Annotated in this window: 11 protein-coding genes; 6 read left to right on the top strand and 5 right to left on the bottom strand. The window is 73.8% G+C overall.

All coding sequences use genetic code 11. From position 1 onward, the window contains the following. Window positions 1-45: 45 nt before the first annotated feature. The 4 genes from PU704_RS11670 to PU704_RS11655 form a co-directional block, all read right to left on the bottom strand. Window positions 46-573: a fatty acid desaturase family protein gene (locus PU704_RS11670; RefSeq protein WP_047805004.1), complete on the bottom strand. Its 528-nt coding sequence runs from the start codon at window positions 571-573 to the stop codon at window positions 46-48. A gap of 150 nt (window positions 574-723) precedes the next feature. Further along, window positions 724-1,611, bottom strand: a complete 888-nt coding sequence (locus tag PU704_RS11665; protein ID WP_277551478.1) for a bifunctional methylenetetrahydrofolate dehydrogenase/methenyltetrahydrofolate cyclohydrolase — start codon at window positions 1,609-1,611, stop codon at window positions 724-726. A gap of 2 nt (window positions 1,612-1,613) precedes the next feature. Beyond that, on the bottom strand, window positions 1,614-2,900 hold the full coding sequence (gene glyA, locus PU704_RS11660) for a serine hydroxymethyltransferase (protein WP_277551477.1): 1,287 nt from the start codon (window positions 2,898-2,900) through the stop codon (window positions 1,614-1,616). 33 nt (window positions 2,901-2,933) lie between these two features. Beyond that, window positions 2,934-4,175: a heparan-alpha-glucosaminide N-acetyltransferase domain-containing protein gene (locus tag PU704_RS11655; RefSeq protein ID WP_075872835.1), complete on the bottom strand. Its 1,242-nt coding sequence runs from the start codon at window positions 4,173-4,175 to the stop codon at window positions 2,934-2,936. A 308-nt stretch (window positions 4,176-4,483) separates the two neighbouring features. On the opposite strand from PU704_RS11655, the gene PU704_RS11650 reads away from it, so the two are divergent. The 4 genes from PU704_RS11650 (at window position 4,484) to PU704_RS11635 (ending at window position 10,864) form a co-directional block, all read left to right on the top strand. Beyond that, complete coding sequence (locus tag PU704_RS11650) at window positions 4,484-5,230, top strand: response regulator transcription factor (RefSeq protein WP_277551476.1); 747 nt, start codon at window positions 4,484-4,486, stop codon at window positions 5,228-5,230. 39 nt (window positions 5,231-5,269) lie between these two features. Then, the gene (locus PU704_RS11645) at window positions 5,270-6,760 is read left to right on the top strand and encodes a sensor histidine kinase (protein WP_277551475.1); all 1,491 of its coding nucleotides are present in this window, start codon (window positions 5,270-5,272) and stop codon (window positions 6,758-6,760) included. 196 nt (window positions 6,761-6,956) lie between these two features. Further along, window positions 6,957-10,277, top strand: coding sequence for a beta-phosphoglucomutase family hydrolase (locus PU704_RS11640; RefSeq protein ID WP_047804995.1), 3,321 nt, complete (start codon window positions 6,957-6,959; stop codon window positions 10,275-10,277). Between the two features lie 50 nt (window positions 10,278-10,327). After that, window positions 10,328-10,864, top strand: coding sequence for a gamma carbonic anhydrase family protein (locus PU704_RS11635; RefSeq protein WP_047804994.1), 537 nt, complete (start codon window positions 10,328-10,330; stop codon window positions 10,862-10,864). A 37-nt stretch (window positions 10,865-10,901) separates the two neighbouring features. On the opposite strand, the gene PU704_RS11630 is transcribed toward PU704_RS11635, so the two are convergent. Further along, entirely contained in the window at window positions 10,902-11,552 is a 651-nt protein-coding gene (locus PU704_RS11630) for a TetR/AcrR family transcriptional regulator (protein WP_047804993.1), read from the bottom strand. 81 nt (window positions 11,553-11,633) lie between these two features. On the opposite strand from PU704_RS11630, the gene PU704_RS11625 reads away from it, so the two are divergent. Together PU704_RS11625 and PU704_RS11620 are read left to right on the top strand one after the other, a co-directional pair. Then, window positions 11,634-12,728 (top strand): Gfo/Idh/MocA family protein, encoded by a 1,095-nt coding sequence (locus PU704_RS11625; RefSeq protein ID WP_075872839.1) that lies wholly within the window; start codon window positions 11,634-11,636, stop codon window positions 12,726-12,728. 155 nt (window positions 12,729-12,883) lie between these two features. After that, window positions 12,884-13,387 (top strand): Hsp20/alpha crystallin family protein, encoded by a 504-nt coding sequence (locus PU704_RS11620; RefSeq protein ID WP_369821432.1) that lies wholly within the window; start codon window positions 12,884-12,886, stop codon window positions 13,385-13,387. Window positions 13,388-13,484 lie beyond the last annotated feature (97 nt).

The following is a 13,484-nucleotide window of genomic DNA, read 5'->3' as shown; positions in this document are numbered from 1 at the left end:
ACGGTGGGGGCGATCGGGGGGATGACGGTACGGTCGGGCCGCGGGTCAGTCGACGACGGTGCCGCTGAGCGGCTCCTGGCGGAGCATGCTCATCCCGTTGCCGGCGGTGATGTCGATCGTGTCGAGGGCCCGGTCCAGGGCCTCGCGGTCCACGCCCTCGGCCGGCAGCCCGGCGAGCTCCTGCTTGATCACCTTGGACTGGACGAGGACGATCTGGAAGCTGTGGGAGAGCTTCTCGTCCCGCATGGAGCGGGTGGCGCCGGACTGCGCGGCGGCGGGGGCGCGGCCGGAGCCGGTCCGCAGCTGCTCCTGGGCCTCCTCGACCTGCCGGCGGCCGAAGCGGGCGGCCTTGCGGACCATGAGCACCACCCACGTGGCGAGCAGCAGCCACCCGAGCGCGATGCCCGCGAGCGCCCAGCCGAGCCACGAGTTGGCGTTCGCGGCCTGCAGCAGCGCCACCACGAAGATCACCACGAGCACGGCCAGGCCGATGACCGTGCCCCAGAGGCTCGTGCGGCTGCCGGTCCCGGGGGCGGACGGGCTGGACGTGGCGGAGGATCCGATGGAGCGCATGGTCACCATTGTCTCAAATCCCCGGCCCGGCCACGAACCGGGCGGCCCCGGCAGGCCCGGTTCCCGGCGCCGGGGGTCCGCCCGGAACGGGCCCGGCGCCGGGAACGACCGCTCGTTCCCGGCGCCGGGGCCTGTGCCGGGGGCCGGTGCTCAGCGGGCGCCGGCGTGCCGCTCGGCGGCCTCCACGACGTTGAGCAGCAGCATGGCCCGGGTCATGGGGCCGACGCCGCCGGGGTTCGGCGAGATCCAGGAGGCCTTCTCGGCGGCCGCCGGGTCGATGTCGCCGGTGAGCCGCTTCTTCCCCGTCTCCGGGTCCTCCACGCGGGAGACCCCCACGTCCAGCAGCACGACCCCGTCCTTGAGGGCGTCCGCGCCGATCATGTGCGGGCGCCCGGCGGCGGCCACCACGACGTCGGCCTGGGCCAGCAGCGCGTCGAGGTCCTTCGTGCCGGTGTGGGCGAGGGTGACCGTCGCGTTGATCTCCCGGCGGGTCAGGATCAGCCCCATGGGCCGCCCGACGGTCACACCGCGGCCGACGACGAGCACGTGCCGGCCGGCGAGGTCCACGTCGTGGCGGCGCAGCAGCTCCACGATGCCGTTGGGCGTGCAGGGCAGCGGGGAGGCCATCGGGTCGGAGACGTTGAGCACGAGCCGGCCGAGGTTGGTCGGGTGCAGCCCATCGGCGTCCTTGTCCGGGTCGACGCGCTCGAGGATCGCGTTGGTGTCCAGGTGGCCGGGCAGCGGCAGCTGGACGATGTACCCGGTGCAGGCCGGGTCGGCGTTGAGCTCGTCGATGACCGCTTCGAGGTCCTCCTGGGAGACGTCGGCGGGCAGCTCGCGGCGGATCGAGGAGATCCCGACCTCGGCGCAGTCCTTGTGCTTGCCGCCCACGTAGGAGTGGGACGCGGGGTCGTCGCCCACGAGCACCGTGCCGAGGCCCGGGGTGACGCCCTGCTCCGCCAGCGCGGCCACGCGCTGGGCGAGCTCAACCTTGATGGCCGCGGAGGCGGCCCGCCCGTCGAGGGTGCGCGCGCCCACGCTCACCACTCCTCGAGGCCGTCGTAGAGCGGGAAGTCGGTGGCGAGCTTGTCCACGCGCGCGCGCAAGGCGGCGACGTCCGCGCCGGGCTTGAGCGCGGTCGCGATGATCTCGGCGACCTCCTCGAACTCGGGGGCGCCGAAGCCGCGGGTGGCGAGGGCGGGAGTGCCGATCCGCAGCCCGGAGGTGACCATCGGCGGGCGCGGGTCCCACGGCACGGCGTTGCGGTTGACGGTGATCCCGGCCTCGTGCAGGAGGTCCTCGGCCTGCTTGCCGTCGAGCTGCGAGTTGCGCAGGTCCACCAGCACCAGGTGCACGTCGGTGCCGCCGGTCAGGACGGAGACCCCGGCCTCGGCGACGTCGGCGGCGGTGAGCCGCTCGGCCAGGATCCGGGCGCCCTCGACGGTGCGCTCCTGGCGCGCGCGGAACTCCTCGGTGGCGGCGATCTTGAAGGCCACGGCCTTGCCCGCGATGGCGTGCATCAGCGGGCCGCCCTGCTGGCCCGGGAAGACGGCGGAGTCGATCTTCTTCTTGAGCTCACCGGTGGTGAGGATCACCCCGGAGCGGGGACCGGCGAGGGTCTTGTGCACGGTGGAGGTCACCACGTGGGAGTGCGGGACCGGGTTGGCGTGCAGGCCCGCGGCCACGAGCCCGGCGAAGTGGGCCATGTCCACCCACAGCTTGGCGCCGACCTCGTCGGCGATGGAGCGGAAGGCCTCGAAGTCGAGCTCGCGCGGGTAGGCGGACCAGCCGGCCACGATGGTCTGCGGCCGCTCGGCGAGAGCCTGCTCCCGGACCCTGTCCATGTCGATCGTGTAGCTGTCGGGGTCGACCTCGTAGGCGGCGATCTCGTAGAGCTTGCCGGAGACGTTGAGCTTCATGCCGTGGGTGAGGTGGCCGCCGTGGGCCAGGGACAGTCCCATGAGCTTGTCGCCGGGCTGCATCAGGGCCTGCATCACGGCGGTGTTCGCCTGGGCGCCTGAGTGCGGCTGGACGTTGGCGTGCTCGGCGCCGAACAGCGCGGTGGCGCGGTCACGGGCGAGGTTCTCGACGACGTCGACGTGCTCGCAGCCGCCGTAGTAGCGGCGGCCGGGGTAGCCCTCGGCGTACTTGTTCGTCAGCACCGAGCCCTGCGCCTCGAGCACCGCGCGCGGGGCGAAGTTCTCGGAGGCGATCATCTCGAGGGTGCCGCGCTGGCGTCCGAGCTCGTCGGCGATGGCCGCCGCGACCTCCGGGTCGACCTCGGTGAGAGGCTGGTTGGTGACGGACTGGATCGAGCTCGTGGACATGCCGCTCCTCGGGTGGGGACCAGGGTGGATCGCCTACGAGTTTAGGCGATCGCCGAGCACCCGGCCGCGGGCGGCGTGCGAGGCCCTGCTCACGCCCCGCTCGAGGGGGCCCTGGCCCCGGCTCCGGCGCCACAGGACCGCGAACCCGACGGCCGCGGCGGCCTGCACGAGGAACCACAGGACGGGCTGCTCGTAGTGCACCTCGAGGTTCAGCGCGAGCAGGTGGGCCGAGTAGAGGGTCAGGGTCATCGAGCCGGCCGCGACCAGCGGCAGGAGCAGGGCCTCCGCCCGGCGGGCGAGGAGCAGGCACAGGCCCAGGGCGAGGGCGCCGGTGCCCACGCCGCCCAGCAGCGCGAGCGGGGTGTTGGTGTGCGGTCCGTCGACCGCCAGCCACCACCAGGTGGACGTGGGCAGCACCGGGTCCGGCCCCCAGACGAGGATGTCCTGGACGTCCTCCCGGCCCAGGAACGGGCTCGCGTCGAGCAGCCGCTCCATGCCGCCGAGAGGGTGCAGCAGGAGCCACGAGACCAGCGCGGCGCCAGCCGCCAGCACGGCGCCGCCCACCAGCAGGCCCAGCTGGGTGCGCCGCTCCGCCAGGGGCAGCCGGCCGACGGCCAGACCGGCCAGGAGGTACACGAGGTACGTCAGCGCCGGATAGGAACCGGTCAGCAGCAGCTGGGCCAGGGTGGTTCCCGGCGCGGTGAGGACGTCGGCCACGGTCGGGTTGTAGCTGTCGAACCCGGGCAGGACGGGTCCCAGCGCGTGGATCAGCACGGGGCCGAGCACCGCGAACCCGGCGGCCCAGGCCAGCAGGGCGCGCGCGGACAGGTGCAGGAACGGGATCGCCAGCAGGAAGAAGACCCCGTAGTAGACGAGGATGTTGTAGGCGGGCGGGTCGTCCGGGGAGGTCTGGTTGATGAGCAGGCCCAGGACGGCGATGAGCAGCGCCCGCACGAGCAGCCCCACCCGGTCCCCCGTCCTGCGCCGGCCCTCGTGCACGCGGCGACCGCCGGAGGTGAACGCCAGTCCGACTCCCGCGAGGAAGGCGAAGAGCGCCGCGGCGCGCCCGGAGAAGACCGTCCACTGCGCGGTCGCCTCGAAGGTCTCCGGGTCCCAGGAGGGCAGGATGTGCACGGACATCATGCCGAGCAGGGCGATCCCGCGGGCCGCGTCGACCCCGACCAGGCGCCGTGCGGCGCCCCGTGCCGGGGCGGGCCCGCGGGCCGGGACCTGCCCGGCCGGGGTGTCCTCGGCCGGGTGGTGGGTGTGCGGCATGGCAGTGGTTCCCCTCTCGCGGTGGGCCGGCGGGCCCCCTGCCCGCCGGCTCCGGGCCCGGGGCCCGTCGCTGCCCCAGTCCAGCAGGCCGGGATGTGGGCGCCTTATCCCGTTCCTGTGCCCCGCCTGTGAAGCCCCGGCGCACCGCGGTGCGCCGGGGCCTCGGAGCTACGCTGGAGGCGTTCCGCGGACCGCCGGGCCGCCGCCCGCCGGCCGTGGAGCCCCGTTCCCGGAGAACCCGCCCCGGGGGCCCCGTCCCCTCGAGGCCCCGTCGTATCGAGGTCCCGTCCAGTGAGGAGAGCAGTGCCGTGACCGAGCCCGTGCAGCGGCCCACCGCCGTCGATCTGCCGCGCCTGCGGCACCCGGACGGCGCCCCGGTGCGCGCCCTCGTCGTCGACGACGAGCCGCTGCTCGCGCAGATGGTCACCATGGGACTGTCCATGCTCGGCTGGCAGGTGCGCTCGGCCCACGACGGGGCCGCCGCGGTGGCCGAGGCCCGCGGGTTCCGCCCCGACGTGCTCGTGCTGGACGTCATGCTGCCCGGCGGCACCGGGGTCGAGCTGCTCGAGCGGATCCGAGCGTTCGCCCCCGCCGTCCCGGCCCTGTTCCTCACCGCCAAGGACAGCACGGAGGACCGGATCACGGGCCTGGCCGCGGGCGGGGACGACTACGTCACGAAGCCGTTCAACATGGAGGAGCTGCTGCTGCGGCTGCACCGCCTGGTGCAGCGCTCCGGCATCGCCCACCCGGACGCCGCCGAGCTCGTGGTCGGCGACCTCGTGCTCAACGCGGACACCCGGGAGGTCCACCGGGGCGGGGAGGAGATCACCCTGACCGCCACCCAGTTCGACCTGCTGCGCTGCCTGATGGAGAACGCGCGCCGGGTGCTCAGCAAGGCCCAGATCCTCGAGCAGGTGTGGGGCTACGACTTCGGCGGCCAGACCAACGTGGTGGAGCTCTACATCTCCTACCTGCGCAAGAAGATCGACGCCGGCCGCAGCCCCATGATCCACACGGTCCGCGGCGCCGGCTACGTGCTCAAGCCGGCCGAGTGAGCGCGGGCCGGCACGCAACGGGCACGAGGTGAGCACCGGATGAGCAGGACGGGACGGGTACGGGCGCTGCAGCTGCGCACGAAGCTGCTGCTGACGGTGCTCGCGCTGCTGACGCTCGCCTGCGCCGCGGTCGGCGTGCTGGGCCACGCCGCCCTGAACGTGTCCCTGGGCGAGCAGCTGGACCGCCAGGTCCGGGACGCCTCCTACCGCACGATCGAGTACGGGGTGCGGGCCTCCGCCGGGCCCTCGGAGGAGCTGGAGTCCATGATGGACGTCCCCGCGCAGGGCGCCGGGACGCTCAACGCCCGGATCGTGGAGGACGAGGTGGTCCGCGCGGGACTGTTCGCGGCCGACGGCTCCCGGCACAGGCTCGGGGACGAGGACCGGGAGCGGATCGAGGCCCTCGTCGAGGAGCTGGGCGCGCGCTCCGACGAGGACGGGGGCGCCCAGTGGGGGCCCCTGGACGTGGACCTGACCGTGGGCGGGTACCGGGTGCTGCTGGTCGACGACCCGTGGGACTGGGGGCTCGTGCTGACCGGGCTGCCGCTGGCGGACAAGGAGCAGACGCTGCGCCGGTTCGGGGCGAGCACCGCCGCGATCTCCACGGGGGCCCTGGCCGTCACCGGGCTGTTCGGCCTGGTGGTCATCCGCCGCACGCTGCGCCCGGTGGAGCGGCTCTCCGACGTCGCGACCCGGGTCTCGGAGCTCGACCTCGACCGCGGAGAGGTGGTCCTGCCGGTGGCAGCGGTCGCCCCGGCGGCCCACCCGGACACCGAGGTCGGCCGGCTCGGACACGCCTTCTCCCGGATGCTGGACAACGTCGCCCACGCCCTGGCCACCCGGCAGCGCAGCGAGACGCGGGTGCGCCGCTTCGTGGCCGACGCCAGCCACGAGCTGCGCACCCCCCTGGCCAGCATCCGCGGCTACGCCGAGCTGATCCGGCTCACCGAGCCGATGAGCGAGCAGGGCCGCAGCTCGCTGTCCCGGGTGGAGTCGGAGTCCGCGCGGATGACCGCGCTCGTCGAGGACCTGCTCCTGCTCGCCCGCCTGGACGAGGGCCGCCCCGTGGTGCCCGAGGACGTCGACCTGCTGGAGCTGGTCGTCGAGACCGTCAGCGACCGGCGGGTCACGGCGCCCGGCCACGACTGGCGGCTGGAGCTGCCCGACGAGCCCGTCGTCGTCCGGGGCGACCCGGCCCAGCTGCGCCAGGTGCTCATCAACCTGCTGTCCAACGCCCACCAGCACACGCCGGCGGGGACGACGGTCACCACCTCGCTGGGCACCGGGCCCGGCCACGAGGCGGTGCTCACGGTGGCCAACGACGGACCGGGCATCGGCGCCGCGTTCCAGGAGCACATCTTCTCCCGCTTCGCCCGGGAGGACGACGCCCGCGCCGGGGGCTCGGGGGGCGTGGGGCTGGGGCTGTCCATCGTGGAGGCCATCGTGCAGGCCCACCACGGCCGGGTGCGGGTGCGCAGCGTGCCGGGCTCGACGCGCTTCACCGTGCATCTGCCCCTCGCGGCGGACTGAGCCGGCGGCGGCTTGCCCCGATCGCCCCGGGGCCCTTTAATGAACTGGTCAGGAACCGTCGGCACGGACGGCCGCGCCGAGCCCGTGCCGAACCCGCAACGCCGCGTCCGGGGTCCGTAGCGTGCCGCGTGCTGGGTTTCTCCGTGCGGTTCCGCCGGGGCCGCGGACGCCGCACCCACGTCCGGAGGAACCCCCCGTGAACGCTCTGCCCACCGCCCCGTTCACCGCGTCCCTGCCCCGCATCGGCGGCTCGGACGGTCCTTCGCAGCCCGTCGACCAGCTCCGCATCCCCCACGAGGCCGTGATCTTCGACATGGACGGCGTGGTCACCGACACCGCCGCCGTGCACGCCGCGGCCTGGAAGACGCTCTTCGACGGGATCCTGGCCGACGACCGGCTCGAGCCGGCGGTGGAGGGCGCGGCGGTGGACCGGCGGGCCTTCGACGAGGACGCCGACTACCGCCACTACGTGGACGGACGGCGGCGCGAGGACGGGATCCGCTCCCTGCTCGCCTCCCGCGGCGCCCGCCTGCCCGAGGGCGACGAGACCCCGGGGGCGTGGTCGGTGCAGGGCCAGGCGGCGCTGAAGAACACCTACTTCCAGGAGGCCCTGGAGGTCACGGGCGTGCGGGTCTTCGAGAAGACCGTGGCGCTCATCGAGCGGCTGCGGGCGGCCGGGGTGCCGGTGGGCCTCGTGACCGCCAGCCGCAACAGCGTCCCGGTGCTCGCCGCGGCCGGGCTCCAGGACTCCTTCGACATCATCGTGGACGGGCACTTCGCCGCCGAGCACGGCCTGCCCGGCAAGCCCGCCCCGGACACGTTCCTCACCTGCGCCCGGATGCTGGGCGTGGACCCGGCCCGGTCCGTGGTGATCGAGGACGCCGTGTCCGGGGTCCAGGCCGCCGCGGCGGGCGGCTTCGGCACCGTGGTGGGGATCCGCCGGCACGGCGAGCGCCGGGACCTGTTCCGGGCCGGCGCCACGACCGTGCTCAACGACGTGGGCGAGCTGGACCTCGGCGCCCGCCGCGACCACCCCTGGAAGCTGGTCTTCGAGGGCTTCGACCCGGCGACGGAGGCCCGGCGGGAGACGCTGCTGACCCTGACCAACGGCTACATGGGCGTGCGCGGGTCGGCCTGCGAGTTCTCCGCCAACGGGGTGCACTACCCCGGCAACTACCTGGCCGGGGTCTTCAACCGGGTGGTCAGCCACCTCAGCGGCCGCGACGTCGAGCACGAGTCCATGGTCAACGCGCCCAACTGGACGCACCTGGACCTGCGGGTCTCCGGCGGCGACTGGTGGTCCGAGGGCGGGCTGCACCCCTCCGAGGAGCGCACCGAGCTGGACCTGCGCCGCGGTCTGCTCATCCGCTCCCTCGTGCTGACCGACCTCAACGGCGACCGCGGGGAGGACGGCTCCCGCGCCCGCCTGGAGATCGTCCAGCGCCGCCTCGTCTCGCTGCGCTACCGGCACCTGGGCGCGCAGGAGACCACCGTGACCGCCCGCGGCTTCTCCGGGCGCCTGCACCTGCGCACGGGGATCGACCCCAGCGTCCGCAACACGGGGGTGGCGGAGTACCAGGACCTCAACGACCACCACCTGGTGGACCTCGAGTCCACGTCGCTGCCCGACGACCACGAGACCCTGCTCTCGCACGTGCGCACCACGCAGTCCAAGATCGAGATCACCACCGCGCAGCGCACCACGATCGAGGGCGGTCAGAACGTGCGGGAGCGCCGGGAGATCCGCCCCGGCGGCACGGAGTTCCGCCGCCACCAGGTCAACATCGCCGACGGGCGGCCGGTGATCATCGACTCCACCACCGCGGTCGTCACCAGCCGCGACGCCGCGATCGGCTCCCCCCGCGAGGGGGCCCTCGCCGAGCTGGACCGCAACCCGAGCGGCGTGCGGGGCCTGCTGCCCTCGCACGAGGTCGAGTGGTCCCTGCTGTGGGACCGCTACGACGTGGACGTGTGCCCGGACCCCGAGGCGCAGACCCCCGAGCTGCTCCTCACCCAGCTGGCCCTGCGGGTGCACCTGTTCCACGTGTCCCAGACCCTCGCCCCCCACATGTCGCTGCGCGACGCCGGCGTGCCGGCCCGCGGCCTGCACGGCGAGGGCTACCGCGGGCACATCTTCTGGGACGAGCTCTACATCCTGCCGGTGGTCAACCTGCGGGAGCCGCAGGTGACGCGCTCGCTGCTCTCCTACCGGTGGCGCCGGCTGCCCATGGCCAAGCACCGCGCCATGGAGTTCGGCCTCGAGGGCGCGGCGTTCCCCTGGCAGTCCGGGTCGGACGGGCGGGAGGAGACCCCGCCGGAGCTGTTCAACCACCACTCCAACCGGTGGCTGCCCGACAACTCCTGGCGGCAGTTCCACGTGGGCCTCGCGATCGCCCACAACGCCTGGATCTACTACGAGACCACCGACGACGTCGACTGGCTGGCCGGCCAGGGCGCGGAGCTGATCATCGGCATCACCCGCCTCTTCGCGTCCCTGACCGACTACGACCCCGCGGACGGCCGCTACCACATCGCCGGGGTGATGGGGCCGGACGAGTACCACGACGGTCCCCGCGGCCAGCACGGCGGCGGGCTGAAGGACAACGCCTACACGAACGTGCTGGCGGCCTGGCTGTTCCGGCACAGCGCCCACATCTTCCACCACATGGTCGAGCACCAGCGCGAGGAGCTCTCCGCCCGCTTCGGCCTCTCGGCGGAGGAGGTGGGGACCTGGCAGCGGATGTCCGAGCGGATGTTCGTGCCGTTCAACAAGGACGGCACCATCAGCCAGTTCCACGGCTACGACGACCTCGACGAGCTGGACTGGGAGTTCTACCGGGCCAAGTACCGCAACATCGGCCGCCTCGACCTCCTGCTGGAGAACGAGGGCGACATGACCAACAACTACAAGCTGGCCAAGCAGGCGGACACGATCATGCTCGTCTACCTCTTCGGCCCCGACGGCCTCGTGGAGGAGCTCGGACGGATGGGCTACGAGGTGGACCACGCCGCGATCGAGCGCACCGTGGACTTCTACATCGCGCGGTCCTCGCACGGCTCGTCCCTCTCCCGGGTGGTCAACGCCTCGGTGCTCGCCTGGCTGAACCCGGACCGGTCCTGGTCGGCCTTCCAGGACGCGCTGCTGATCGACCTGGACGACACCCAGGGCGGGACCACGGGCGAGGGGATCCACCTCGGCGCGATGGCCGGCTCCGTGGACGTCGTCACCCGGGCCTACGCGGGCCTGCGCGTGCGCGGGGAGTGGCTGGAGTTCGACCCCGCGCTGCCCAGCCAGCTGGAGCGGGTCAAGTTCACCGTCCTCTACCGGGGCCAGGTGATCCGCGTCTGCATCGACCACCACGTGCTCGAGCTCGAGGGCACCTCGCGGCGGGCCGGCAGCGTCACCATCCACGTGCACGGGGCCGAGTACGTGCTCAAGGGCGGGCAGAAGATCCGGGTCGCGATCCAGCAGCGCCACCCGCTGGGCACGGTCCCGGCGGCGTCGCGGCACGCCTGAGCCGGACCGGCCGCCGCGGGATCCCCGGCGGCGGCCGCTACGCTGGGGCCATGCAGCGCCCCGCCCCGACCGGCCTGGTCCTCCCGCACGCCGGGCACACGCCCCGGATCGCCGCCTCCGCCTTCGTGGCGCCGACCGCGACCGTGGTCGGCGACGTGGAGCTGGGCCCGGACTCCGGCGTCTTCTACGGTGCCACGGTGCGCGGGGACCGTTCCCCGGTGCGGCTGGGTGCGGGCTCGAACCTGCAGGACAACGTGGTGGTCCACTCCGATCCCGGCCACCCCTGCACGATCGGGGCCGGCGTGAGCGTGGGCCACGGTGCCGTGGTCCACGGCTGCACCGTGGAGGACGAGGTCCTGGTGGGGATGAACGCGACCGTCCTCAACGGGGCCGTGATCGGCTCCGGGTCCCTGGTCGCCGCCGGCGCCGTGGTCCTCGAGGGCACCGTGGTGCCGCCGGGCTCGCTCGTGGCCGGGGTCCCCGCCAAGGTCCGGCGCGAGCTCACCGGGCCGGAGCGGGAGAAGGTGCGCGCCAACGCCCGGACCTACGTGCAGCTCTCCGCCGAGCACCGACAGCTGAACGCCTGAGCCCGGACGCCGGCCGCCCGGTCACTGCGCCGCCCGGTCACTGCGCCGCCAGGGTGCGCGCGTAGTCCAGGTAGGCGTCGTGGTCGAATCCGGGCAGCAGGCACGACTGCACCACGTAGCCCTGCAGCACCGAGAGGATGGCCTGGGCGAACATCGCGACCCACTCCCGGGAGCGGTCCGGGCCCAGGCCGAGCTCCTCGGCGGCCCACCGGCCGTAGCGCTCCTCGACCTGCTCGCGCACCCGGGCGAGGTGCTCGCCGGCCACCGCGGCCAGGGCCGGTTCGCTCACGGCCTCGCCCCACGTGATCAGCAGCAGCCGCGTGGCCGCCGGGTCCGCGGCGAGCCGCTCCAGCAGCTCCGCCACCCACCCGGCCGGGTCCCCGCCGGTGGCGCCCGCCGACCGCCCGGACCCCTCCCCCGCCGCGGCCCGGGCCGTGCCCTCGTCCCCGGCCGGTGCCGGATCCTCGTCCGCCGTCAGGACGCGGTCCAGAGCCGCCCGCGCGGACGCGACCACGAGTTCGTGCTTGGACGGGAAGTGGTTGTACAGCGCCCCCGCGGACAGGCCCGTCGCGGCGATGATCCGGTGCATCGAGGCCCCGCCGAAGCCGTGCTCCAGGAAGCAGCGGCTGGCGGCCGCGACGATCTCGCGGCGGCGTTCGTCCTTGTACTGCTGGCTGACCCGGGGCACGCCGCCAGTGTAGGCGACGAACGGTCGTTCGGTTCGGTGCCGGGGCCCGTCCCTCCGGGCGAGGCGTGGCAGAATGCGCCCATGCCTGCCACCCCCCTCCCGCCCTTCGTCGACGCCGCCCTCGACGCGGCCCACCTGGACGCCCCGCTCACGCCGACCGGCCGCACGCTCGGCTGGGGCGTGGTCAGCACGGCCGACATCGCCGAGAAGGTGGTCCCGGACATCGCCGCCCTGCCCGACGCCCGGCTCGTCGCCGTGAGCTCCCGCGACCAGCACCGCGCCGAGGACTTCGCCCGCCGGCACGGGGTGGAGCGGGCGTACGGGAACACCGCCGGGAGCACGGGCCTGGAGCGCCTCGCGGCCGACCCGGACGTGGAGGTGGTCTACGTCGCCACGCCGCACGGCTACCACCACCGGGACGTGTCCGCGCTGCTGCGCGCGGGCAAGCACGTGGTGTGCGAGAAGGCCCTGGCGATGACCGCCGCAGAGGTCCGCGACCTCCTGGGGCTGGCGCGCGCGCACGGGGTGTTCCTCATGGAGGCCGTCTGGACCCGGATGACCCCCGGCTTCCGCACGGCGATGCACTGGATCCGGGCGGGGCGGCTGGGCCGGGTCCGCTCGGTCGAGGCCTCGATCGGCACCCACCGCCCGGTGGACCCCGACCACCGGCTCTTCCGCAACGCCGACGGCGGCGGGGTGCTGCTGGACATGATGGTCTATCCGCTGACCTGGACCGGGGCCGTGCTGGGCGCCCCGGAGAGCTGGACGGCGCGGGCCGAGCTGGGCGCCACGGCCGTGGACCTGGACACCGCCCTGACCCTGGACTTCGGGCACGGCCGGGGCCATGTGAGCGGCACCCTCTCCAGCACCGTGCCGCACCAGGTCACCGTCAGCGGCACGCACGGCTGGCTGCGCGTGGACGGGCGGATCAACTGCCCCACGACCCTGGTGCTGCAGAGCGCCGACGGCGCGCGCGGAGGTGCCGCCCCGGTCGTGGAGCAGGTGGAGGTGACCGGGGCCGGGTACGTCTACGAGATGCGCGAGGCCACCCGCTGCATCCAGCAGGGGCTGCCGGAGTCCCCCGTGATGCCGTGGGCGGACTCCCTCGAGCTTGTCGAGCTCTTCGACCGGGTCCGGGAACGGATCGGGGTGGACTACCCGAACGACCGCCGCTGAGGGCCGCACCACCCCGCCGGCATCCGGGTTCGCCCTGGGCGATCGGCCGCGCCAACCGTTGAACCTCGCCCCGCGACGGCGCTATCATCGAGCACAGTTGAGCCGATATGACTCAACTAAATGTCAAGGGCACTGCTCATGGAGTTGAGGAGATGATGGACGTGGCCACGATGTTCACGCCGTTCAACGATTTCGACCGCCTCGCCGCCTCGCTGTTCGCCCGCCAGGGCCTGCGGGAGATGCCGATGGACCTCTACCGGGACGGCGACCGCTACATCCTGCGGGCCGACCTGCCCGGCATCGACCCGGACAGCGTCGACGTCGACGTCGACGGTCAGCTGCTGACCATCCGGGCCGAGCGGAAGCTGCCCGAGGTCCAGGACGTCCAGTGGATCACCCGGGAGCGGCAGAGCTCCTCGTTCGTCCGCCAGCTCAACCTCGGCCAGGGCATCGACATCCAGAACATCGCCGCGAGCTACGACAACGGCGTGCTCACGGTGACCATCCCGGTGTCCGCCCAGGCCAAGCCGCGCAAGATCCAGGTGGTCTCCGGCCAGGGCGAGCAGCAGGCCCTGGACGAGGGGCAGGAGGGCGACCGGGTGATCGGCGAGGGCGAGCTCGTCAACGGCACCCGCTCCACGCAGTCCACCGAGGGCTGATCCCGCCGGCGCCCCGGCACCGCCGCGGCCACGGGCCCGTTCCCCCCGGGGAGCGGGCCCGTGGCCGTGCCCGGGAGCGCCCTCGGGCGGGCGCCGG

The sequence above is a fragment of the Kocuria oceani genome (genome assembly GCF_029524215.1).
Classification (GTDB): Bacteria; Actinomycetota; Actinomycetes; order Actinomycetales; family Micrococcaceae; genus Kocuria; species Kocuria oceani.
This window is presented reverse-complemented; position numbering and strand designations above follow the sequence as displayed.